The organism is Streptomyces sp. NPDC058051 (genome assembly GCF_042885475.1).
GTDB lineage: Bacteria > Actinomycetota > Actinomycetes > Streptomycetales > Streptomycetaceae > Streptomyces.
Genome location: NZ_JBHVRW010000015.1, coordinates 48,148 through 70,361, shown reverse-complemented (window position 1 = coordinate 70,361; position 22,214 = coordinate 48,148). Strand labels below are relative to the sequence as shown.

The 22,214-nt window shown below is 67.7% G+C and carries 25 protein-coding genes and 1 pseudogene; 14 read left to right on the top strand and 12 right to left on the bottom strand.

Features of this window, described 5'->3' with window-relative positions:
• Nucleotides 1-88: 88 nt before the first annotated feature.
• Nucleotides 89-403 (bottom strand): hypothetical protein, encoded by a 315-nt coding sequence (locus tag ACFVUT_RS23235; protein ID WP_389650704.1) that lies wholly within the window; start codon nt 401-403, stop codon nt 89-91.
• Between the two features lie 276 nt (nt 404-679).
• On the opposite strand from ACFVUT_RS23235, the gene rpsF reads away from it, so the two are divergent.
• The 4 genes from rpsF (at nt 680) to rplI (ending at nt 2,401) form a co-directional block, all read left to right on the top strand.
• Nucleotides 680-970: a 30S ribosomal protein S6 gene (gene rpsF / locus ACFVUT_RS23230; RefSeq protein WP_018957345.1), complete on the top strand. Its 291-nt coding sequence runs from the start codon at nt 680-682 to the stop codon at nt 968-970.
• A gap of 74 nt (nt 971-1,044) precedes the next feature.
• Complete coding sequence (locus ACFVUT_RS23225) at nt 1,045-1,656, top strand: single-stranded DNA-binding protein (RefSeq protein WP_389650707.1); 612 nt, start codon at nt 1,045-1,047, stop codon at nt 1,654-1,656.
• A 43-nt stretch (nt 1,657-1,699) separates the two neighbouring features.
• Nucleotides 1,700-1,936, top strand: coding sequence for a 30S ribosomal protein S18 (gene rpsR / locus ACFVUT_RS23220; protein WP_003967857.1), 237 nt, complete (start codon nt 1,700-1,702; stop codon nt 1,934-1,936).
• A gap of 18 nt (nt 1,937-1,954) precedes the next feature.
• On the top strand, nt 1,955-2,401 hold the full coding sequence (gene rplI / locus ACFVUT_RS23215; RefSeq protein WP_389650709.1) for a 50S ribosomal protein L9: 447 nt from the start codon (nt 1,955-1,957) through the stop codon (nt 2,399-2,401).
• 87 nt (nt 2,402-2,488) lie between these two features.
• On the opposite strand, the gene ACFVUT_RS23210 is transcribed toward rplI, so the two are convergent.
• A complete protein-coding gene (locus ACFVUT_RS23210) occupies nt 2,489-3,826 on the bottom strand; it encodes an MATE family efflux transporter (RefSeq protein WP_389650712.1) in 1,338 nt (445 codons plus the stop codon).
• 476 nt (nt 3,827-4,302) lie between these two features.
• Between ACFVUT_RS23210 and dnaB the strand changes: the two genes are divergently transcribed.
• Entirely contained in the window at nt 4,303-5,763 is a 1,461-nt protein-coding gene (dnaB, locus tag ACFVUT_RS23205; RefSeq protein WP_389651041.1) for a replicative DNA helicase, read from the top strand.
• Nucleotides 5,764-6,029: 266 nt separating this feature from the next.
• On the opposite strand, the gene ACFVUT_RS23200 is transcribed toward dnaB, so the two are convergent.
• Nucleotides 6,030-6,596: a dihydrofolate reductase family protein gene (locus ACFVUT_RS23200; protein WP_389650715.1), complete on the bottom strand. Its 567-nt coding sequence runs from the start codon at nt 6,594-6,596 to the stop codon at nt 6,030-6,032.
• Nucleotides 6,597-6,937: 341 nt separating this feature from the next.
• On the opposite strand from ACFVUT_RS23200, the gene ACFVUT_RS23195 reads away from it, so the two are divergent.
• Nucleotides 6,938-7,111, top strand: coding sequence for a LysR family transcriptional regulator (locus tag ACFVUT_RS23195; protein WP_389651044.1), 174 nt, complete (start codon nt 6,938-6,940; stop codon nt 7,109-7,111).
• Between the two features lie 45 nt (nt 7,112-7,156).
• Here the strand turns inward: ACFVUT_RS23195 and ACFVUT_RS23190 are convergent, their stop codons facing one another.
• Nucleotides 7,157-8,266, bottom strand: a complete 1,110-nt coding sequence (locus ACFVUT_RS23190; protein WP_389650718.1) for an FAD-dependent oxidoreductase — start codon at nt 8,264-8,266, stop codon at nt 7,157-7,159.
• A 70-nt stretch (nt 8,267-8,336) separates the two neighbouring features.
• Here ACFVUT_RS23190 and ACFVUT_RS23185 point away from each other — a divergent pair, with 70 nt between their 5' ends.
• Complete coding sequence (locus ACFVUT_RS23185) at nt 8,337-9,017, top strand: TetR/AcrR family transcriptional regulator (RefSeq protein WP_389651047.1); 681 nt, start codon at nt 8,337-8,339, stop codon at nt 9,015-9,017.
• A gap of 106 nt (nt 9,018-9,123) precedes the next feature.
• Nucleotides 9,124-10,506, top strand: a complete 1,383-nt coding sequence (locus tag ACFVUT_RS23180; protein WP_389650721.1) for a serine hydrolase domain-containing protein — start codon at nt 9,124-9,126, stop codon at nt 10,504-10,506.
• Between the two features lie 71 nt (nt 10,507-10,577).
• Here the strand turns inward: ACFVUT_RS23180 and ACFVUT_RS23175 are convergent, their stop codons facing one another.
• Nucleotides 10,578-11,030: a GNAT family N-acetyltransferase gene (locus ACFVUT_RS23175; protein WP_389650724.1), complete on the bottom strand. Its 453-nt coding sequence runs from the start codon at nt 11,028-11,030 to the stop codon at nt 10,578-10,580.
• 104 nt (nt 11,031-11,134) lie between these two features.
• Nucleotides 11,135-11,602, bottom strand: coding sequence for a MarR family winged helix-turn-helix transcriptional regulator (locus ACFVUT_RS23170; protein ID WP_389650726.1), 468 nt, complete (start codon nt 11,600-11,602; stop codon nt 11,135-11,137).
• A 140-nt stretch (nt 11,603-11,742) separates the two neighbouring features.
• Here ACFVUT_RS23170 and ACFVUT_RS23165 point away from each other — a divergent pair, with 140 nt between their 5' ends.
• The gene (locus tag ACFVUT_RS23165) at nt 11,743-12,954 is read left to right on the top strand and encodes an MFS transporter (RefSeq protein WP_389650728.1); all 1,212 of its coding nucleotides are present in this window, start codon (nt 11,743-11,745) and stop codon (nt 12,952-12,954) included.
• 223 nt (nt 12,955-13,177) lie between these two features.
• Here the strand turns inward: ACFVUT_RS23165 and ACFVUT_RS23160 are convergent, their stop codons facing one another.
• Complete coding sequence (locus tag ACFVUT_RS23160) at nt 13,178-14,047, bottom strand: GNAT family N-acetyltransferase (protein WP_389650732.1); 870 nt, start codon at nt 14,045-14,047, stop codon at nt 13,178-13,180.
• A 674-nt stretch (nt 14,048-14,721) separates the two neighbouring features.
• Between ACFVUT_RS23160 and ACFVUT_RS23155 the strand changes: the two genes are divergently transcribed.
• On the top strand, nt 14,722-15,900 hold the full coding sequence (locus ACFVUT_RS23155; protein WP_389650735.1) for a globin domain-containing protein: 1,179 nt from the start codon (nt 14,722-14,724) through the stop codon (nt 15,898-15,900).
• 98 nt (nt 15,901-15,998) lie between these two features.
• Here the strand turns inward: ACFVUT_RS23155 and ACFVUT_RS23150 are convergent, their stop codons facing one another.
• From ACFVUT_RS23150 to ACFVUT_RS23135, 4 genes and pseudogenes are all read right to left on the bottom strand, one after another.
• The gene (locus tag ACFVUT_RS23150; RefSeq protein ID WP_389650738.1) at nt 15,999-16,478 is read right to left on the bottom strand and encodes an NUDIX domain-containing protein; all 480 of its coding nucleotides are present in this window, start codon (nt 16,476-16,478) and stop codon (nt 15,999-16,001) included.
• A 63-nt stretch (nt 16,479-16,541) separates the two neighbouring features.
• Nucleotides 16,542-16,775: pseudogene (locus ACFVUT_RS23145) on the bottom strand (LysR substrate-binding domain-containing protein); the annotation flags it as partial.
• 154 nt (nt 16,776-16,929) lie between these two features.
• The gene (locus ACFVUT_RS23140; RefSeq protein ID WP_389650741.1) at nt 16,930-18,060 is read right to left on the bottom strand and encodes a cystathionine gamma-lyase; all 1,131 of its coding nucleotides are present in this window, start codon (nt 18,058-18,060) and stop codon (nt 16,930-16,932) included.
• 64 nt (nt 18,061-18,124) lie between these two features.
• Nucleotides 18,125-18,502 (bottom strand): phage holin family protein, encoded by a 378-nt coding sequence (locus ACFVUT_RS23135; protein WP_389650744.1) that lies wholly within the window; start codon nt 18,500-18,502, stop codon nt 18,125-18,127.
• 67 nt (nt 18,503-18,569) lie between these two features.
• Here ACFVUT_RS23135 and ACFVUT_RS23130 point away from each other — a divergent pair, with 67 nt between their 5' ends.
• The 4 genes from ACFVUT_RS23130 to ACFVUT_RS23115 all read left to right on the top strand — a co-directional run bounded on the left by ACFVUT_RS23130 (nt 18,570) and on the right by ACFVUT_RS23115 (nt 20,806).
• Nucleotides 18,570-18,887: a cupin domain-containing protein gene (locus ACFVUT_RS23130; RefSeq protein WP_072488196.1), complete on the top strand. Its 318-nt coding sequence runs from the start codon at nt 18,570-18,572 to the stop codon at nt 18,885-18,887.
• Between the two features lie 156 nt (nt 18,888-19,043).
• Nucleotides 19,044-19,253 carry a DUF5326 family protein gene (locus ACFVUT_RS23125; protein WP_389650747.1) on the top strand — a complete coding sequence of 70 codons (210 nt, stop codon included), beginning with the start codon at nt 19,044-19,046 and terminating at the stop codon, nt 19,251-19,253.
• 243 nt (nt 19,254-19,496) lie between these two features.
• The gene (locus ACFVUT_RS23120) at nt 19,497-20,267 is read left to right on the top strand and encodes an IclR family transcriptional regulator (protein WP_389650750.1); all 771 of its coding nucleotides are present in this window, start codon (nt 19,497-19,499) and stop codon (nt 20,265-20,267) included.
• Nucleotides 20,268-20,368: 101 nt separating this feature from the next.
• The gene (locus ACFVUT_RS23115) at nt 20,369-20,806 is read left to right on the top strand and encodes an SsgA family sporulation/cell division regulator (protein ID WP_389650753.1); all 438 of its coding nucleotides are present in this window, start codon (nt 20,369-20,371) and stop codon (nt 20,804-20,806) included.
• A gap of 80 nt (nt 20,807-20,886) precedes the next feature.
• On the opposite strand, the gene ACFVUT_RS23110 is transcribed toward ACFVUT_RS23115, so the two are convergent.
• On the bottom strand, nt 20,887-22,209 hold the full coding sequence (locus ACFVUT_RS23110; RefSeq protein WP_389650755.1) for a YibE/F family protein: 1,323 nt from the start codon (nt 22,207-22,209) through the stop codon (nt 20,887-20,889).
• Nucleotides 22,210-22,214 lie beyond the last annotated feature (5 nt).

Below are 22,214 nucleotides of genomic sequence, written 5' to 3'. Positions count from 1 at the left end.
TCGTACGGGCAGCGGTGCCGGATCCCTGTACAGGGATCCGGCACCGAGCCGTCGTGTCTGGTTGAGGTCCTGTCGGGACTGTCTCGAATCAGCCCACCACGCCGCCGAAGAGGCCGCCGTGGGCCATGCCCAGGAAGAATCCGATGGCGCAGGCGCCCATGCCGATGATCAGCGGGAACCTTTCGCGCGTGGTCACCGAGACGTACTGCCCGTAAGCGGCCGTGAGGATCCCGATGAGTCCGGCCCACGAACTGATCAGATGCAGGCTGTGGAACATCGCCGTCACGAAGGCGAGTGCGCCGAGAACCAGCGTCACCGCCACCAGGGCCTGCTGGAGTGGATGGGTCTTGCCGTCCGTGGCGAGAAGGGAGACGGGAGGACGGGGTCGAATTGCCTGTGCCATGGAGTACCTCCTGGCCGAAAGGCGGCGCATCGTGGCGCCGCTCACACCCGATGTCTACAGACTGCGTCTCCTGAGCACCGGATTTCAACCGGGAGCCGGTGTGCGGGTAGTCTGTAACGTCTGCACCGGTGTCTGCCCAGGCCAGCCCGTCAGTCATCGCCCGACAGGGCGTTGTCAGTGACGACTGTTCTACTCGGAGACACTGTTGCTCACGCATCACGACCCTCCTGCCACGGAACGACCGTGGCCGCTGAGTCCAAAGGAGGTGGGTTCCACATGCGTCACTACGAGGTGATGGTCATCCTCGACCCCGATCTCGAGGAGCGCGCTGTCTCCCCGCTGATCGAGAACTTCCTCTCCGTCGTCCGTGAGGGCGATGGAAAGGTGGAGAAGGTCGACACCTGGGGCCGTCGTCGTCTCGCTTACGAGATCAAGAAGAAGCCCGAGGGCATCTACTCGGTCATCGACCTGCAGGCCGAGCCTGCGGTCGTCAAGGAGCTCGACCGCCAGATGAACCTGAACGAGTCGGTCCTCCGGACCAAGGTCCTCCGTCCCGAGATCCACTGAGCGTCTAGCTCAGTGGTCATCGGGTTCGAGTAGCAGCAAGCAGCCAGAAGCAATCCCCGCCGAGAGGTTCACCCATGGCAGGCGAGACCGTCATCACGGTCGTCGGCAATCTCGTCGACGACCCCGAGCTGCGCTTCACCCCGTCCGGTGCGGCGGTCGCGAAGTTCCGTGTCGCGTCCACTCCCCGCATCTTTGACCGGCAGACCAACGAGTGGAAGGACGGCGAAGGCCTGTTCCTCACCTGCTCGGTCTGGCGTCAGGCGGCGGAGAACGTCGCCGAGTCGCTCCAGCGAGGCATGCGCGTCGTCGTGCAGGGCCGGCTGAAGCAGCGGTCGTACGAAGACCGCGAGGGCGTCAAGCGCACGGTCTACGAGCTGGACGTCGAGGAAGTCGGCCCCAGCCTCAAGAACGCCACGGCCAAGGTCACCAAGACCACCGGTCGCGGCGGTCAGGGCGGCCAGGGTGGATACGGCGGCGGCCAGCAGGGCGGCGGCAACTGGGGCGGCGGTCCCGGTGGCAGTGGCGGTGGCGGTGGCCAGCAGGGTGGTGGCGGCGCTCCCGCCGACGACCCGTGGGCCACGAGCGCACCGTCCGGCGGCCAGCAGGGCGGCGGAGGCGGCGGAGGTGGCTGGGGCGGCAGCTCCGGCGGTTCCGGCGGCGGCTACTCGGACGAGCCTCCCTTCTAGGGCAGCTCGTACCCCCACTTCTTGATCACACAGGAGAAACATCATGGCGAAGCCGCCTGTGCGCAAGCCTAAGAAGAAGGTCTGCGCATTCTGCAAGGACAAGACCCAGTACGTGGACTACAAGGACACGAACATGCTGCGGAAGTTCATTTCCGACCGCGGCAAGATCCGTGCCCGCCGCGTGACCGGCAACTGCACGCAGCACCAGCGTGACGTCGCCACGGCAGTGAAGAACAGCCGTGAGATGGCGCTGCTGCCCTACACGTCCACCGCGCGATAAGGGAAGGGTGACCGAATCATGAAGATCATCCTGACCCACGAGGTCTCTGGCCTCGGTGCTGCGGGCGACGTCGTCGACGTCAAGGACGGGTACGCCCGTAACTACCTGGTTCCGCGTGGCTTCGCCATCCGCTGGACCAAGGGTGGCGAGAAGGACGTGGCGCAGATCCGCCGCGCCCGCAAGATCCACGAGATCGCCACGATCGAGCAGGCCAACGAGATCAAGGCCAAGCTTGAGGCCGTGAAGGTCCGTCTGGCCGTTCGCTCCGGCGACGCCGGCCGTCTCTTCGGCTCCGTGACTCCGGCCGACATCGCCTCGGCGATCAAGGCGGCCGGTGGCCCCGACGTCGACAAGCGTCGCGTCGAGCTCGGCTCGCCGATCAAGACGCTCGGTGGACACCAGGTGTCCGTGCGTCTGCACCCCGAGGTCGCTGCACAGCTCGGCGTCGAGGTCATCGCTGCCTAAGGGCATCGCTCGTCAGAGCAGGCAAGGGTCGCATCCCGTGGGGGTGCGGCCCTTGCCTGTTTCACGTGAAACGGGCGCCGGGGTGGTTCAGCGGGTGGCTCCGGTGACCATCCACCTGCCCGATCGGGTGCGCAGCCAGAGCGTCAGCATGCGGACGGTCATCATCAGGGCCATCGCCCACCACAGCGCAGTCAGACCGCCGCCGAGTGTCGGCAGCAGCAGGGCGGCCGGGGCGAAGACGGCCAGTGTGAGGAGCATGGCCCAGGCCAGATACCGACCGTCTCCGGCACCCATCAGCACACCGTCCAGGACGAAGACCACGCCGGCTATCGGCTGTGACAGCGCCACCACCAGCAACGCCGGGAACAGCGTGTCCTGGACGGACTGGTCGCTGGTGAACAGGGGCACGAACAGCGGCCGGGCAAGGACGACCAGGGCTCCGAACACCACGCCGGAAGCGATGCCCCACTGGACCATGCGTCCGCACGCCTCGCGTGCGCCCTTGGTGTCCTCGGCTCCCAGGTAGCGGCCGATGATGGCCTGTCCCGCGATGGCGATGGCGTCGAGGGCGAAGGCCATCAGGCTCCAGAGGGAGAGGATGATCTGGTGCGCGGCAATCTCGGTGTCGCCGAGTCGGGCGGCGACGGCGGTGGCGATCATCAGCACGGCACGGAGGGACAGGGTGCGGATCAGTAGAGGCACGCCTGCCTGGGCGCTGGCCTTGATGCCTGCGGCATCGGGCCGAAGCGAGGCACCGTGTCGGCGCGCTCCCCGCACCACCACGATCAGGTAGGCGGCAGCCATGGCGAACTGTGCGATCACCGTCCCCCAGGCCGATCCGGCGATGCCGAGCCCGGCCCCATAGACGAGTCCCGCGTTGAGGACTCCGTTGGCAGCGAAGCCTCCGATGGCGACGTAGAGGGGGGTTCGGGTGTCCTGCAGACCGCGGAGTACGCCGGTTGCGGCCATCACCACGAGCATGGCCGGGATGCCGAGGCTGGAGATCCTCAGATACGTGGTGGCGTAAGGGGCTGCGGTTTCGGAGGCACCGAAGGCGTCCACGAGCCAGGGTGCTGTGGGGAGCGTGACAGCGATGACAAGGATGCCGAGCAGGAGAGCCAGCCAGATGCCGTCCATGCCCTGCCGGATCGCCGAGGCCCGATCGCCCGCTCCGACCCGCCGCGCCACTGCCGCGGTGGTGGCGTAGGCGAGAAAGACGAAGACGCTGACGGCGGTGGTCAGCAGGGCTGCGGCGACGGCCAGGCCGGCCAGCTGTGATGTGCCGAGGTGGCCGACGATGGCGCTGTCGACCATCACGAAGAGCGGCTCGGCGACGAGAGCGCCGAAGGCAGGAACGGCGAGCGAGATGATCTCGCGGTCGTGCTGTCGACGACGAGGCGGCGAGGGCGCCGGGGCCTGGGTCATGGGGGTCAATCTAATCTTCCACAGGTAATAGATGCAATCCTTCTTAGTCCCTTACATCCTCTCTGGCCCGGCGTTCTCTCGTGTGCTGTTTGTCGTGATCTTGTGCTGACTCGGAAAGTTTTTCTCCCCCACAGCCCGTGGATGGAGAAAGTCCAGGTCAGAGTGGTGATGATGAGGGCGCTATGAGTTTGTCCACAGTGCTGTCCCCCGCTTCGTGCACAGGTTCTGCAGGGTTCTCCACAGCATCTGGTCCGTCGTCCACATGCCCTGTGGATAACCAGATTGGCTGACGGTGCTGAGCGGCCTAACGTGGTCCGGCGCCCGCACCCTTTTCCGGCTCTGGAACCCGCGGCACGTGATCCGCGAGAACCGGAGTCGGGCGTCTTGTTTGTCGGTGCTGTGCCGTAAGAAAGAGTGGCATGGCGAGGTCCGCGGAGCGGACGGGAGGAGGTGGCCGGGTGAGCATTCCCGAGCCTTTGGACGACCCCTGGGCCGACACCGGTCCCAGTGACCGTCTGCCTGTGACCCGTCAGCGACGCAGTGAAGGCCGGGACCGCGGCGAGCAGCACGAACGCGGCAGGGAGAGCGGCGGATGGGAGAGCGGCGCCCCCGGTTTCGAACGGGTGCCGCCCCAGGACCTCGACGCGGAGCAGTCGGTCCTGGGCGGCATGCTCCTGTCCAAGGACGCCATCGCCGACGTCGTGGAGATCATCAAGGGGCACGACTTCTATCGCCCCGCCCACGAGACCGTCTATCAGGCGATCCTCGACCTCTATGCCAAGGGCGAACCGGCCGACCCGATCACGGTGGCGGCCGAGCTGGTCAAGCGCGGCGAGATCACCAAGGTGGGCGGAGCGCCGTATCTGCACACCCTCGTCCAGTCGGTGCCTACTGCGGCCAACGCTTCGTACTACGCGGAGATCGTCCACGAACGGGCGGTCCTCAGGCGGCTCGTCGAAGCCGGCACGAAGATCACGCAGATGGGATACGCGGCCGACGGAGATGTCGACGACATCGTGAACTCCGCGCAGGCCGAGATCTATGCCGTCACCGAGCAGCGCACCAGCGAGGACTACCTGCCGCTCGGCGACATCATGGAAGGCGCACTCGACGAGATCGAGGCGATCGGTTCGCGCAGCGGTGAGATGACCGGGGTGCCGACCGGTTTCACCGACCTCGACGCCCTGACGAACGGGCTGCACCCGGGCCAGATGGTCGTCATCGCAGCGCGTCCGGCCATGGGTAAGTCCACACTGGCGCTGGACTTCGCCCGTGCCTGCTCCATCAAGAGCAACATGCCCAGCGTGATCTTCTCCCTCGAAATGGGGCGCAACGAGATCGCGATGCGACTGCTCTCGGCCGAGGCGCGGGTGGCGCTGCACCACATGCGTTCCGGCACCATGACCGACGAGGACTGGACGCGGCTGGCGCGCCGGATGCCGGATGTCTCGGCCGCGCCCCTCTACATCGACGACTCCCCGAACCTCTCCATGATGGAGATCCGGGCGAAGTGCCGTCGTCTCAAGCAGCGCAACGACCTCAAGCTCGTGGTCATCGACTACCTCCAGCTGATGCAGTCCGGAGGCTCGAAGCGTGCCGAGAGCCGCCAGCAGGAGGTCTCCGACATGTCGCGAAACCTCAAGCTGCTGGCGAAGGAGTTGCAGCTGCCGGTCATCGCGCTCTCCCAGCTGAACCGTGGCCCCGAGCAGCGCACGGACAAGAAGCCGATGGTCTCCGACCTGCGTGAATCAGGTTCCATCGAGCAGGACGCCGACATGGTGATCCTGCTGCACCGCGAGGACGCGTACGAGAAGGAGTCACCCCGGGCCGGCGAGGCCGACCTGATCGTCGCCAAGCACCGTAACGGCCCGACGGCGACGATCACCGTCGCCTTCCAGGGCCACTACTCGCGCTTCGTGGACATGGCGCAGACCTGAGTGACCCCTGTCAGGTCTCAGATTTCGTGGCCGAATCTCACGAGCGATGGCCAAGCGATGGCTTATCTGACACGAATCTGAGACTGGCAGGTCAAGCCGCCCACTCGTAGGGGTGATTGGGCTCTGATGCTGGTGCCCTGGTGGAAGCCCGCTGACACCGTGGGCTCACGGGGCATCGCTCGTGGGCTTGAGGGTGTGCGGTGGGGGAGATCGCCGCGACGGTGAGAGGAAACACCCATCCAAGCCGTGAGACAGCGGGAAGCTGCTCAGCGCCTCGTCTCGTACCTGGTCAGGACCACGCCGCCGGGAAACGTCCGCGTCTCCACCAGGTTCAGGTTCACCCAGCTGTCCAGCGTGGTGAAGAACGGCGTTCCGCCGCCCACCAGGACCGGATGGGCGGCGATCGCGTACTCGTCGATCAGCCCGGCGCGCATGGCCGCCCCGGCGAGCGTTGCGCCGCCGATGTTCATCGGGCCGCCGTCCTCGGCCTTGAGCCGGGTGATCTCGGCGATCGCGTCGCCGGTGACCAGGCGGGTGTTCCAGTCGACCTTGTCGATCGTCGAGGAGAACACCACCTTCGGCGTGTCCCGCCAGTTCCGCGCGAACTCGATCTCCGCCGGGGTGGCGCCCGGCTGCTGGTCGCCGGTCGGCCAGTAGGAGCTCATCGTCTCCCACAGCTTGCGCCCATACAGCGACAGGCCACTCGCCTGCTCGTGGTCGAGCCACCACTGGAACAGTTCGTGGCTCGGCGGTCCGCTCCAGCCGATGTCGTCGCCGGCCGCGGCGATGTAGCCGTCCAGGGTCAGGTTCATGCCGCAGATCAGTTTCCGCATGGCCCAGCCTTCCGTCCGTGGGTGTCCGGCGTATAGACCAGCGCGGCGCGGGAAACTCATCGGTGCGCGCTCTGGGCTCGCCGGTAGTCCTCGTGCTCGGGGCTCAGCGTGGTGTACTCGGCCGACACGGGCAAGCCGCCTGATCTCGACCTCGCCCTCGCGAGGAAATGCCACGGATTTGAGACTGATCACGGGTGACAAGGCCGTGAGACAGCCAAGAACGCCCAGGTCACGCACGATCGACATGTCACGAGCGGCGAGACCCTACAGCTGTGCAGCGTCTCAGATTTCGTGTGGGAATCTCACGGGCGATGTCGGATCCAAGAATCTGAGACCTCGGCATCCACCAGTCCACCCTGGTGGTCCGGATCAACCGCCTCGAAGCGGACCTCGCCCTGCCCCTCTTCGAACGAGCCGAGCGCGGTACGGCCATGAAACTGACCGGATTCGTGAAACGCTGCGCCGCAGCCGGAGGGGTGATGGCCGGTGGGTGGAGACCGCGCTGGAGGTCATGATCGCGCTGGCTGGACGACCGGCTTCCTGGTCGTATGTGGTCACCTTCAGCCAGGTTGGAAGAACGCGAGCATTTTCTGGGCGGCGTCCGGAGACGTCAGCAATTCCTGCATGTCCGCGGACATCCGGGCGGCAGCGCTGGTGCGTTCGAACATCTCGCGTTCGTACTCTTTGACGGCGGCGGGAAAGTCGTCCGGGTGCACGGCCAGCGCGCGACCGAGCAGGGCGCCGTCGAGCAGCGCCATGTTGGCGCCCTCTCCCACCGGCGGCATCAGATGCGCGGCATCGCCGAGCAGCGTGACGCCTGGCGTCGACGGCCAGGTCAGGCCGACCGGGAGAGTGGTGATCGACCGCGGCACGATCGTGTCGTCGCAGGCCGCGATCAGTGCGGTGAACCGTGAGTCCCAGCCGGGGAGCAGGTCGATCAGCCGCGCCCTGGCGGCGGCCGGGTCGTCGAACGGGATCCCGCTGGTGGCGAACCAGTCCTCGGTGGTGTTGTAGAAGCTCAGGCCGATGCGAACGCGGCCGTCGCCGTTGCGCTGCGCCGCCAGGGACAGTCCGTTGCCGAGCACCCAGTAGTTGCCGCGCCCGACCATCGCCGCGAGGTCGGGGTGCGTGCGGTCGATGTCGGGAATGCCGACCTCGACGATGTTCTGGCCGATATGCGTCGGTCGGGCGTCGGTGAGCAGTGCGCGCACCCGGGACTGCGCGCCGTCCGCGCCGACCAGCAGGTCATACGGGGCACTGCTGCCGTCGGCGAAGTGCAGCAGGGCGTCGTCGGCGGATGTGAACGCGTGTCCCCAGCGCACCACGTCTTCGGGGAGGGAATCCAGCAGCAGGTTGCGCAGATCGGCGCGGTCGACCTCGGGTCGCTCAAGCGGGGCGTCGTCAGGCGTGTCCTCCTGGAACAGCAGAGTGCCATCCGGTTCGAGAAGACACATGTCCTGGCCTTCACCACGGGCAATCGCGTAGAACCGGTCGATCAGACCGGCCTCGCGCAGCGCCCGCTGACCCGAGTGGATGTCGAGCATGCCGCCCTGACCGCGCGCACCGCGTGACGGTTCACGTTCATAGACGACGGCGTCGATGCCGTTCACGTGCAGCACTCGGGCAAGGGCCAAGCCGCCCAAGCCGGCTCCGACAATGGCGATGGTCACGGTTGCCTCTCCTCGATACGCCGTACTGACCGATACACTGTATCGCTCGATGCGATGTATTGTTAGCGGCATGTTGGTGTGGGAGAGGCCGGAGCCATCGAATCGACCCGTGCCGGCCCCGTTGAGTCGGGAACGGATCGTGCGAGCGGCGATCCAGCTGGCCGACGCGGACGGCCTGGATGCGGTGTCGTTGCGCAAGGTCGCCACCGCGCTGGACGTTCGTCCGATGCGGCTGTACGGCTACATCGCCGGCAAGGAGGAGCTGCTCGACCTGATGGTCGACGCCGCTCACGCCGAGATCCGGCCAGTCGGAGACGGCTGGCGGGAGGTGCTCCGGTCTCTGGCCGACGCCACTCGGCACGCCGTTCACGCGCACGAATGGCTCGCCGATCTCCTGGGTGGCCGACCCCAGCTCGGACCGCACGCGCTGGCCAGTGGGGAGACCGTGGTGGCCGCGCTGGACGACGTCGACGTGGACGCCATCATGCCGGTGGTCGCCGCAGTCAACGCGTATGTGATCGGCGCGGTGCGTCGGGAGATCGCCGAGCGGCGTGCTGAGCGGGCCACCGGGATGGACGAGAAGCGTTGGCAGGCCTCACTCGGGCCCTATCTGGTGCGAACCTTCGCCACTGGCCGATTCCCCGCGCTGGCCACGGTGGTGCGAGATGCAGCCCACCTGGACGCCGACCACACCTTCCGGATCGGCCTCGACTTCCTGCTCGACGGCGTCGAAGCCCGCATCTCAAGGTGACGCGCGGCCGAAGGCCCGGACCGGCCATAGCGCCAGGTCGGCGCTGACGCGTTGGGATGACGAAATGCGCTCGCCACAGCTCGGTCTCTGCGGGTAGTTGTTGTGCATGACCTCTGCATCTGAACAGCTGCTCCCCGGTACACAGCGCGCTCTGCTGCACCGCATCGCCACCGCGCAGTCGGAGGGCCGGGCTCCCGGGCTCGTCGCCGCAGTACAGAGGCAGGGGAAGGTCGTCTGGAATGGCTCCCGCAGCTGTGTGGACGGCCACGCGCCCGACGCCGACACCCAGTTCAGGATCGGCTCTCTCACCAAGACCTTCACGGCGGTGCTGGTCCTGCGGTTGCACGACGAGGGACTTCTGGACCTCGACGACCCGCTGGAGAAGCATCTGCCCGGCACGGGCGTCGATGGAGTCACCGTCCGTCAACTCCTGGGACACAGCGCGGGGCTGAGTGCCGAGGCACCTGCACCCTGGTGGGAGCGGACCCCAGGAACGCTGCGTCCCGAGCTTCCCGACGTACTCGGTGAGAACAGACGGATGCATGCCCCCGGCCGCCGACACCATTACTCGAACCCCGGCTACACCGTGCTGGGCTCGCTGATCGAGAAGGTACGAGGAACGAGCTGGTCGGAGGTGCTTCAACACGAGATCCTGGAACCGCTGGGGATGCACCGTACGAGCGTCCGGCCGCAGGCGCCGCACGCCGGCGGCTGGGCCGTGCATCCCTGGGCGGACGTCATGCTGCCCGAGCCGGCCGAGGATCTCGGGCTGATGGCTCCGGCCGGCCAGCTCTGGTCCACCACGGACGACCTCCTCCGCTTCGCGGCCTTTCTCGTCCAGGGGGACGACCGGGTGCTCTGTGCCGCCTCCGTGAAGCAGATGCGCGAACCGTCCGCGCCGGCCGAGTCCGGTGACTGGGAGTCCGCCTACGGTCTGGGGCTTCAGATCGGACGGAAAGAGGGCCGCACGCTCCTCGGGCACACAGGCTCGCTGCCGGGCTTCCTGGCCGCGCTCTGGATCAGCGTCGAGGACGACGTGGCGGCCGTTGTTCTGACCAACACCACCTCGGGACTGATGGTCGGTGGTGTCGCCGCCGACCTGGTGAAGATCGTCGCCGACGCCGAGCCCCGCATCCCGGAGCCCTGGCGCCCGCTGCCCGAGGTGGACGAGGAACTGCTCGCACTGACCGGGCCCTGGTACTGGGGCACGCACGCGAATGTCCTGCGCCTGACCTCGGACGCCGGGCTGGAGCTTCGGCCCCTGCGCGGCAACGGCCGTGGCGCCCGGTTCACCGCACAGCCCGACGGCACCTGGATCGGTCTCCACGGCTATTACGCGGGGGAGACGTTGCGCGTCGTCCGGAACGGTGACGGCAGCGTGAACCACCTCGACCTGGGGTCGTTCGTCTTCACCCGTGAGCCGTACGACCCCGCGGCTGCCGTTCCCGGCGGTGTGGACGAGGGTGGGTGGCGAGGACTCGAAGTGTGAGCACCGCGTTTCACGTGAAACGGGAGGGGGTGGCCCGATCGGGCCACCCCCTCCCGTTGTCCGTATGGCGATCAGAGTGCGAGCTTGAAGCCCACGTGGCTGGCAGTGAAGCCGAGTCGCTCGTAGAAGCGGTGAGCATCGGTCCGGGCCGCGTCGGACGTCAACTGGACCAACTGGCAGTGCCGGCGACGGGATTCGTCAACGGCCCATTCGATGAGCCGGCTGCCGAGACCGCTGCCGCGCTCGTCGGCGTGGATACGGACGCCTTCGATGACCGAGCGGGTGGAGCCGCGCCGGGAGAGCCCGGGGATCACCGTCAGCTGCAGCGTCCCGACGGTGCGGCCCCCGCGCACGGCGACGACCAGGTGCTGGTTCGGATCAACGGCCAGACGCCGGAACGCGGCGTGGTACGGGGCGAGGTCGTTCGGTGACTCCCGCTCGGCGCCCAGCGGATCGTCGGCGAGCATGGCCACGATCGCGGGGAGGTCGGCGAGGGCCGCCGGGCGTATGTCGAGATCGCTCATGATCGGCAGACTACGCACCGCACCGGTGCTGCGGGAGAAGCCGTAGGCGTCAACCGCTCTGTTTCCTGCTCTGGGCGCCATGCGACCGGTGGCGGCACGGGAGCTCAGGCGGCTGGTACGGGGGCCTTCAGTTCCTCGACTGCCTTGACGAGCGGGGCCAGTTCGGGGTTCCTGGCGGCCTGGTCGAGTGCGGAGCGCAGGGCGGTGTCATTGGTCGGCCGGGCCTCGGCAAGCAGCGCCAGACCGGCCTCGGTGACATCGGTATAGATGCCGCGGCGATCGGTGTCGCAGAGGTACCGGGTCAGCAGTCCGCGGTCTTCGAGGCGGGTGACCAGGCGCGTGGTGGCGCTCTGGCTGAGTACGACAGCGTCCGCGACCTGCTTCATCTGGAGATGGCCACCGGGACCGTTGTGTTGTCGGCTCAGGACGTCGAGCAGGGAGTACTCCCGCACGCTCAGTCCATGCCCGGTCTGCAGTGCCCGCTCGATGCGGGCCTCGATCTTTCCGTGGAGCAAGGAGAGAGCGCACCAGCCCTGAGAGAGGGCGGTCAGTGCGGGGTCTGTCGCTGTCATGTGTCTCTCCTCCGCGTCGGAGCCGCTTGCGTCCAGAGTAGGCGACGATTGCAATAGCCCGCGCTTGCAATTAATCGGCGCCTGCAATTATTGTGAACGCTCGTAAGACGCATGCACAATTATCAGAGAAGGGGAAACCCATGCCGCTCGCGCTCCTCGCCCTCGCCATGGGGGCTTTCGGGATCGGAACCACAGAGTTCGTGATCATGGGGCTGCTCCCCGAGGTCGCCACGGACTTCCAGGTCTCGATCCCGACCGCGGGATTCCTCGTCACGGGCTACGCCCTCGGTGTCGTACTCGGCGCCCCGCTGATGACGCTCCTCGGTACTCGCGTCACCCGCAAGCGCATGCTCATGCTGCTGATGGGGCTGTTCGTCGTGGGCAACATCGTCTCCGCCGCGGCACCGGTCTTCGGCGTCATGATCGCGGGCCGTGTGATCGCCTCGCTCGCCCACGGTGCCTTCTTCGGCATCGGGTCGGTCGTGGCGGCCGATCTGGTCGCCCCGCAGAAGAAGGCCGGCGCGATCGCCCTCATGTTCACGGGGCTCACCGTCGCCAATGTCATCGGCGTACCGCTGGGCACCTATATCGGGCAGAACGTCGGTTGGCGGGCCACCTTCTTCGTCGTCGCCGCGCTCGGTCTCATCGGCCTTCTCGGTGTGGCCGCGCTCGTCCCCGAGCAACCCCGGCCCGAGGGGGTGCGGCTCCGCCACGAGCTGGCCGCGTTCCGCAATGTGCAGGTACTTCTCGCCATGGCGATGACGGTGTCGGGCTTCGGCGGAGTCTTCGCCGCGATCACCTACATCACCCCGATGATGACCGAGATCGCTGGGTACTCCGCGTCCTCCGTCACCTGGCTCCTGGTTCTCTTCGGGCTGGGCATGGTGGGCGGCAACCTGCTCGGCGGCAAGTTCGCCGACCGCCACCTGATGCCGATGCTGTACGTGTCGCTGGGCGCCCTCGCCGTAGTCCTGGCCCTTTTCACCCTGACCGCTCACAACAAGATCGCAGCGGCCTTCACCATCGTGCTGATCGGGGGCCTGGGATTTGCCACGGTGCCGCCACTGCAGAAGCGGGTGCTCGACCAGGCAGCCAGCGCTCCGACCCTCGCCTCCGCCGTCAACATCGGTGCCTTCAACCTCGGCAACGCGCTTTCGGCGTGGCTCGGCGGCCTCGTCATCGCTGCCGGGCTCGGCTACACCGCTCCCAACTGGGTCGGCGCTGCACTGGCAGCCTTTGCCCTCGTCCTCGCGATCGTCTCCAGCGCTGTGGAACGTCGCACGGCTTCCCGGGGCCGGCTGGTCGCCCAGCACCGCCCGGAACCGGTCGCGACCCCCGCGCCCCAGCGGTGAGCCCCGGCAGGCCTCAGCACCGGATGCGGCGAGTCCGGCTCCGGCGCCGAGGCAGGCCGGCCCTCACACCGTCCCTCGCACACAGCACCAAGGAGCCGGCTCATCGGCGCCATCGGCGTCGGCGGAGGAACCTTTGAACAGGACCACGGCTTCGCGCCGGCCGCTGTGAAGGCTCTCGTCTGACGCGCGTCCCGCCCGCCGGGGTGGAGCCGACGCGCGTGGCTCAGCCCGTCGCCAAGGTCAGCGGAGCGTAGCGACGGGTCCAGTCGCCCGGCAGGTCCGAGATGCCGTGCGTCATCGCCGTGGTTTCGGAGCCGGTTCGCAGGCCGCACTCCTTGAACCAGGTGAGCAACTCTTCATGGCGCGCGTCGACGTCCGCGCGCAACGGCAGGTCCGTCGCCCCCGCGAGCGAGGCGACGAGCGCCCGGGCCGCAGTGGTGTCGGGCGCGACCAGCGGGCCGATCACCTGCGTACGGTCGCTCGGCCAGCTAGCCGCGTAACCGACGAGTGCTCCGTCGCGCTCCGCCACGCGGATGTGGTCGGCGTACGCCGGCAGCCGGGTAAGTACATGCGTCCGGTCGGAGCCGAAGACGTCCAAGTCCAGCCGGACCATGGCCTGCAGATCGTCCGCCGTGGCCGGGCGGACGGTCACGGCGGATGCTTGGACTCCGGACGGCCGGAAGAACCCGGTGACCCGCTCGACGCGTCCCACGACCGTGAAGCCGAGCTGCTCGTAGAGCGGTTGTCCCGCGGATGTCGCGTACAGGCTGAGAGGTGTGTCTGCGGCCGCGTCGATCACATGGCGCATCAGGTGGCGGGCGACTCCCTGTCGCGCGTATCGCTCGGCGACGAGCAGCATGCCGATGGCGGCAAGGCGCGGGCCGTAAGAGGTCACCACACATGTGGCCAGCAGGCCCTTGCCCGCAGGATCGTCGATGCCGTACCCGGTTCCTGCGGTGAGGAGCAGACCCCATCGGTGCTCGTCGCGTGGCCACCCGCGGTCCTCACAGAGATCGGCGCAGGCGACCAGGTCACCCAGGGTGAGGCGCCGGACAGGCGTATCGGCGAGCGGACGCGGCAGCGGGGTGGGCATGAGGGTCAGGCTGTCCGATGCGGCGACCGTGCGTCCACTCCTTTACCAGGACAGGCCGGGGTGTTTAGCGGGACGGGCCGGGGTGCGTGGCTGTCGGCTGCGCCTTTCCACCCTCAGGGGTTCGGTAGCGGGGCTGTGGCTTCGAGCGCCGGCAGCCCTACGGCCAGTCCGAGTCGGCTCACGGATGCCATGACATGTGCCACGAAGAAGCTACGGCGAGCGGAACGTTTGAGTGGTTTCACGTGAAACGCGGTGCCGGGAACGGGGCGACCGGGCTTCCGGCGGCGGGAGCCACCGCGCGTACTCGCCTCGGCGTACAGTACGCACTCCTCTTCGGTCCGGGCCGCCAGGCGCGTTGGAGTGCCCTGCTGGTCCTCGCCCGAGATCGGTCGGTGCGCGGTCCCGCACGGGCGTGGATGTGGACATCCGGAGTGGAGCCACGGCTTGGTCCTGAGGCCAGGGGACGTAACCGGGAAGCTGCTTCAGATACCCGGACTTCCCGCTATTTGTCCGGTCCGCGTCCGTGACAGGGGATGCTGGAGCGAGACACGGCGAACGGGAACCGATCGGGAGCCGACCGGCGACCTAAGCAAGACCCGAGTGCGCCCGTAGGCACGTGCTGCGGCCGCGTGAGTGCGTAAGGCGACCAGAAGACCTTCGAGGCGAGGCAGAACATGGATGCTCCGGCCACCGGGTGGACCGAAGACGGAACGGACCGATCTCCCGACGCGACCCTGATCCATCGCACTCTGGCCGAGATCTCGCCCGTCGCGGACGACGCGACCTCGTATTTCTACGCCCTGCTCTTCATCCGTCGCCCCGATCTGCGCGCGTTGTTCCCGGTCGCGATGGATGTCCAGCGCGACCGTCTGTTCCGCGCGATCCTCGCCGCGACCCACCGACTGGACGATCCCGAGGCGCTGTCCGCGTATCTCGGCGCACTGGGCCGGGGGCACCGCAAGTACGGCACACTGCCCACTCACTATCCCGCGGTGGGCGAGGCCCTCCTCGGAGCGCTGAGCCGCTACGCGACCACCACATGGGACGCGGAGACGGAAGCGGCGTGGGTCCGTGCCTACACCGCCCTATCGCAGATCATGATCGATGCGGCCGCCGAGGACGAGCAGCGGGCTCCCGCCTGGTGGCACGCCGAGGTCGTCTCGCACGACCTCAGAACCCGTGACATAGCGGTCCTCACGGTCCGCCCCGACCATGCCTACCCCTTCCTCGCAGGCCAGTACACGGCAATGGAGACCCCGTGGTGGCCCCGGACCTGGCGGCACTACTCCTTCGCCTCGGCCCCCCGGCCGGACGGTCTCCTCACCTTCCACATCAAGGCGGTCCCGGCCGGCTGGGTCTCCAACGCTCTGGTGCACCGGGCCCGTCCCGGCGACATCCTGCGCCTCGGCCCGCCCACCGGTTCGATGACGGTCGACCACTCCACCCACACCGGTCTGCTCTGCCTGGGCGGCGGTACGGGAATCGCCCCCATCAAGGCGCTCGTGGAGGACGTCGCGGAGTATGGCGACCGCCGCCCCGTGGAGGTCTTCTACGGGGCGCACAGCGATCAGGGCCTGTACGACATCGACACGATGATGCGGCTCCAGCGGACCTATCCCTGGCTCTCGGTGCGCCCGGTGGTGTCCACCGGCCCGGGAAGGGCGGGCGGTCTGACGGGACTGCTGCCCGACGCCGTGCGCCAGTGCGGCCCGTGGCACGAGTACGACGCCTACCTCGCGGGACCGCCCGGCATGATCCGCAGCGGCGTGCATGTGCTCAGGGGTATCGGTGTACCGGCCGAGCACATCCGGCACGACTGGTTCGAGGAACTGGCGATCAACGGCTCCGGCTGACCCGCACAGCGGCAGCCACCGGCGTCGCCCCAGGCACAGGCAGTCGTCGCCGCCCCGGGAAGGCGCGGCTGTCGGTCCAGGACCCGCGCGGCTGCCGGTCAGCCCAGGTCGGGTGCGTGCATCGCCCGCACGCCCTCGATGTTGCCGTCCAGATAGTGCCGCAGCGACAGGGGTACGAGATGAACGGCGGCGATCCCCATCCGGCTGAACGGCACGCGTACGACGTCGTACTCCCCGCAGGGGTCCTCGATCTCGGGGCCGTGGCGCAGAGACAGGTCCATCGACTCCAGCCGGCAGACGAAGAAGTGCTGGACCTTGACGCCCTTCACCCCGCCGCCCTCGATGTGCTCCACGGTATCGACGAAGCAGGGGACCACATCGGTGATCTTGGCGCCGAGCTCCTCGTCCAGCTCACGGTGCAGAGCGTCGACCACGGTTGCGTCCTCGGGTTCGACTCCGCCTCCGGGCGTGAGCCAGTACGGATCCACCCCGGGCTTGGTGCGTTTGATGAGGACGAGGTCGTTGCCGTCGAGGAGGATGGCACGTGCGGTGCGCTTGACCACAGGACGTTCGGTCATGGCAAGAGCGTGGCCCACGGAACGGGTTCTGAAACACCGGACCCGTGTCGGCCCGCCCTGCGCTCACCAGGCGGCTGCGGCCCGTAGCAGCCACTCGTGTGCCCGCGCGGTGTGCGGCAGCGAGTGCGTGCCGGTCCACACGACCAGGGAATACGTGCGCAGCGGACCGCGCAGGAGGGGGCGAGGAGCGTCACGACCTCGCCCCGTTCCAGCGCCCCCCTCGCGCAGAGAGCGCGATAGCACGGCGAGGCCGGCGCCCGCCGCCACGCACTCCAGGACCGTCCGGAGGTCGGGCGAGGAGAATCCAGATGTACGGATAAGCGCCTGTTGCCGCTGTGCCAGGGGCGCTGACCGGCAGTCAACCAGCCGTGTCCGGGCGGTCCTTCCTCTGCGGACCGGGAGGGTCCGGGTCATGAGGGGGAGGCTCGGACCGTCCGTGCCACCGGTCGGTTCAGCCGTCGCCCAGCGCCGCGTCCAGCGCCCGCTCCACGTCGGCCACCAGATCCTCGGGGTTCTCGGCGCCGACGGAGAAGCGGATGAAGCCCTCCGGCACGGCGTCACCGCCCCAGCGCCCCCGCCGCTCGGCGGTGGAGCGCACGCCACCGAAGCTCGTCGCGTCGTCGACCAGCCGCAGCTCGGTGAGGAAGCGCTCGGCCCGCTCGCGGTCGGGCAGGACGAACGACACCACGGAGCCGAAGCGCCGCATCTGTCGCACAGCGTTCGGGTACGAAGGGTCGGTGGGCAGGCCGGGGTACCGCAGCCCGGTCACCCCCGCGCGCTTGCCCAGAGCCTCCGCAAGGGTCAAGGCGGTGGAGCACTGCCGGTCGATCCGCAGCTCCAGCGTGGCGAGTGAACGGTGCGCGAGCCAGGCCTCCATCGGTCCCGGAATCGCTCCGACGACCTTGCGCCAGCGCCGCACACCGGCAGCCAGCTCAGGATCGCGGCAGGCCACATGACCGAGCAGGATGTCTCCGTGGCCGGTCATGCCCTTGGTGTCACTGGCCACCGAGAAGTCGGCACCCAGTTCCAGCGGGCGCTGGCCGAGCGGTGTGGCGAGGGTGTTGTCGACAGCCACCAGGGCGCCTGCCGCGTGTGCGGCATCGACGAGCCGCCGTACGTCGCAGACGTCGAGCCCCGGATTGGACGGGGTCTCGATCCACAGCAGCTGGGCACCTTCGAGGACCGCCAGCTGAGCATCGCCGCCGGTCGGGGCGGTTCGCACCTCGACCCCGTAGGCTTCCAGCTGCTCACGTACCAACGGCAGCGCCTGATAACCGTCATCGGGCAGCACGACCACATCGCCGGTGCGCGCCCGGGACAGCAGCACGGCCGAGACCGCTGCCATCCCGGAGGCGAAGACGATGCTCTCGACCGGCTCCCCCGGTGCCTCCAGCTCACCGATGGCCCGCTCCAGACGCGTCCAGGTCGGGTTGGTGTCGCGGCCGTAGGTGTACGGGCCGGTCGGCTCACCGGAGAGATGGAAGTGCGCGGCGAAGACCGGCCCGGGCAGGGTGGGCTCGAACTGTTCCGGTTCGGGCAGCCCGGCCCGTACCGCCCGGGTTCCGTCACCCATGGTGCTCATACCGCTTCCCCACTCCTTCTGGTGTGCCACTGGTCCGACCTGCACTGTTTCAGGAGCCGTCGGATCAGTCCTCGTCGGGCAGGACCACGTTCAGCGCCCACGACACGATCGAGATGATCAGACCGCCGAGCACAGCGGTCCAGAAGCCGTCGACATGGAAGCTCAGGCTGAACTGACCGGCCAGCCAGGAGGTCAGCATCAGCATGAGCGCGTTGACCACCAGGGTGATCAGCCCCAGCGTGAGGATGAAGAGCGGCAGGGTGAGAAGTTTCACTATGGGCTTCACCACGAAGTTCACCAGGCCGAAGAGCAGGGCGACCAGGAGCAGCGTGAGTGTTTTGCGCCAGGTGCTGCCGCCGTTCAGCGTGATGTCCTGGAGCAGCCAGATGGCCACGGCCAGCGCACCTGCGTTGGCGATCGTCTTGACTACGAAATTCTTCATGTGTCTGATCGTGGCAGACGTGATCGGTGGTGGACACCGGCAGGACAGAGGCAGGGGCGGACTGGCCATGAAGGCATTCAGACTCGATGAACTGGAGGCGGAGCGAGCCGCCAACGACGGCGCGTATCTGCAGTTCGTGAAGGAACGGAACATGTCCGTCGGCCTGTACGCCCTGGACGCCGGCGAGCTCGATCCCCAGCAGCCCCACAACCAGGACGAGGTCTACCTCGTCGTCAGCGGCCGCGCCTCGATCACGGTCGGCATGGAAACCACACAGGTGGGCAGAGGAAGCGTGGTGTACGTGCCTGCCGGTGTGGCCCACAAGTTCCACCACATCACCGAGGATCTGCGGGTCATGGTGGTCTTCTCCCCGCCGGAGAGCTGAGCCCGCCCCTGCGGAGGAACGGGTTCCGGCCTCAGGGATCCCTCAGGGGTCGGTCAGGGGACTTCAGGGGGTGCGGAACCCCCGCCGCCTCCCTCGCGCCTCTAGCATCGGAGTATCGGAGCAGGAACTCACAGAGACGAGGCAAGGACGATGGCCGTGCGGGAGATATTCGCGGGGATGCCCTGGTGGGTGAAGTGGATCGCGGTGCCGGTCATCGCGATCGTCGTGTTCGGCGGTCTGATCGCCAGCGTGGTCGGGTTCGTGATCGGTCTGCTCTTCAAGGTCCTGGTCTTCGTGATCCTGGTCGGCGGCCTCATCTTCGTCGTGCGCAAGTTCATGTCGTCCTCCTCGCGCAGCGACTGGTAGGACGATCGGAATCCGGCCACCGGATTAGCCCAGCTGAGCTAAGTGCAAGACGAAACGACCCTCCGTGCGGGTGTGGCCGATATGGTGGCAATTCGCTGCCGCCACCTGGGAATTAACTGTCCGTCACCACCGTGACCAGTGGTTTGTACGGCGTTCGGCCTCCGGACCCCAGTCATGCGGCGGTCTGTGGGGGCGGCCCCCACAGGCGGGCTGACCGCCCGTCACCATGCCTGGGGGTGACCGTTGACCACGGCATCGAGCACTGCTGTCCCGACGCTGATCGGTTCGGTGCAGCGAGCGCTGAGGCTGCTGGAGGCCGTGGGCGCCCACCGAGACGGGGCGCCCGCGAAACAACTGGCCAGGGAAGCGGGTCTTCCTCTTCCCACCGCCTACCACCTGCTGCGCACCCTGACCCATGAGGGCTATCTGTGCCGGGAGAACGGGGTGTTCCGCCTCGGGTCCGCCGCCGAACGCCTCGTCGGAGAGCGCCTGCTGCGGAATCGGCGCAGCAGAATGACGGAGTCGCTGAGCCGCTGGCGGGACACCATCGGAGCACCGGTGTACTGCGCCGTCTACCGCGAGGGTGAGATCGAACTCATCGCGGTCGCCGACGATCCCGCCACACCGGCGGTGAACGAGTGGGCGTCCTTCCGGGAGACCGGACACGCCCATGCGATCGGCCAGTGTCTGCTGAGCCAGCTCGACGAGCATGCCCGCGAGGACCATCTGAACCGGCACCCTGTGCGACCGCTGACCCGCTACTCGGTACGGGATCGCGCCGCGTTCCTTGAGCGACTGCGGTCGTTGGAACGTATGGAACCCGTCATCGAACGGCAGGAGTACGCCTTGGGGACGGTCTGTGCGGCCATCCCCATCACGGCCGGCTTCACCGCCGCCGCGGTGGCGATTTCGATACCCCTGGAGCAGGAAGAGCGGTTGCTCCCCGCAGTCGAACAACTACGTGGCGAAGTGGCCAACCTCTTGCGCTCGTTCGTGTTCTCTATCAGTATCTGAAAAATCACTCCTTGTGATCTGCTATCGCGTGCACCACGATGGCGTCAATAGGGCCATGGGGGATCATTCCTGGCCAGATTCATCTACTGCGGGGTTGAACGATGCGCGAGTCGGTTCAAGCTGAGGTCATGATGAGCTTCCTCGTTTCCGAGGAGCTCTCTTTCCGGATCCCGGTGGAGCTCCGGTACGAAGTGAGCGATCCGTATGCGATCCGGATGACCTTCCACCTGCCCGGCGACGCCCCCGTCACCTGGGCATTCGGTCGTGAGCTGCTGCTCGACGGCCTCAACAGCCCCAGTGGCGACGGCGATGTGCATATCGGGCCCACGGAGCCCGAGGGGCTTTCCGACGTACACATCCGGCTCCAGGTGGGCACGGATCGCGCCCTCTTCAGGGCGGGCACGGCGCCACTTGTGGCCTTTCTGGACAGGACGGACAAGCTTGTGCCGCTCGGTCAGGAGTGCACGCTGGGTGACTTCGAGGGCAATCTGGAAGAGGCTCTGGGCCGGATCCTCGCCGAGGAACAGAACGCCGGCTGAAGAGCACGGCGTCATCGACCGGCCCGCCGGTCGAATGCGATATCTGCCGAATGAGTGAATCGCTCTCCGTGCGGAGGCGTTCACGTTCTCGTCCTGCGGCGACGCCCCTTCCCGGTCCGTACGGGTGCCGAAGCTCCGGCTTCTGCGCCGACCCCTGTGCGGTCCGCGGAGACGACCAGCGCGGCGAGCACCGTCGTCACCGGCACCGAGGCGACGAGTCCGATCGAACCGACCAGCGTTCGTACGATCTCCTCCGCCACCAGCTCGCTGTTGGCCACCGCCCCCACGCTGCTCTGGGCGATCGAGAAGAGGAGCAGCAACGGCAGCGCGGCGCCCGCGTAGGCGAGCACCAGCGTATTGACGACCGAGGCGATGTGGTCGCGTCCGATTCTGATCCCTGCCCGGTACAGCCCCCGAGCACCCATTGTCGGGTTCGCCTGGTGCAACTCCCAGACCGCCGACGTCTGGGTGACCGTCACATCGTCGAGCACCCCGAGCGAACCGATGATCACACTGGCCAGCAGGAGACCGCTCATATCGATCTGCGGATACAGGCCATGGATGAGGCCGGTGCTGTCGTCGGTGTTGCCGGTCAGGCCGGCCCAGCCGATGAAGAGCGATCCGAGCAGCCCGATCAGTAGCAGCGAGATCAGTGTGCCGATCACCGCGACCGAGGTGCGGGCGGTCAGGCCGTGGCACATGTAGAGCGCGATCAGCATGATCGCACTGGCCCCCACCACCGCCACGATCAGCGGATTCGATCCCTGGAGGATGGCCGGAAGGATGAACAGGGTCAGCACGGCGAACGACACGGTGAGAGCGATCAGCGCCATCACGCCGCGCATCCTGCCCACCGCGACCACGACCAGGGCGAAGAGCCCGGCCAGCAGCGCCATCGGGAACTTCCGGTTCACATCCGTCACCGAGTACTGGAGGTCGTGGGGCGCGTCGGGTGCGTACGCCACGACCACTCCCTGACCCTTGCGCAACTGGCGAGGTGCGTCGGGCTGGACGACCTCCACGAAGGTCCGGCCCTTGTCGTGACCGGTCGTCACTTCGACGGTGGCCTTCTCGCACAGGTGCGAGCCGTTTCCCGGCGACGGGGCCGTCGCGCCGCTGGTGGGTGTCTGGGAGGCGTTCACGTCCTTGCAGTCCACCTTGTCGATGTTCACCACCTTTCCCTGCTGGGTCTGCCGGTCGAAGCCGACGCCGGTGCGCTCGTGCGCGGGCGCGCCGCCGGGCCAGAGCACCAGCAGGCCGACGACGACCGCGGTGGTGAACGGGATCAGCACGGCCGCGATGACCTTGCGCAGATGTGTGGAGACGGGCGCGGCAGGGCCATGACTGTGCGAGTGGCCGTGCTGATGGCCCTGCGGTTCGGGGTCGATCTGGGGGGACGTCACCGGCC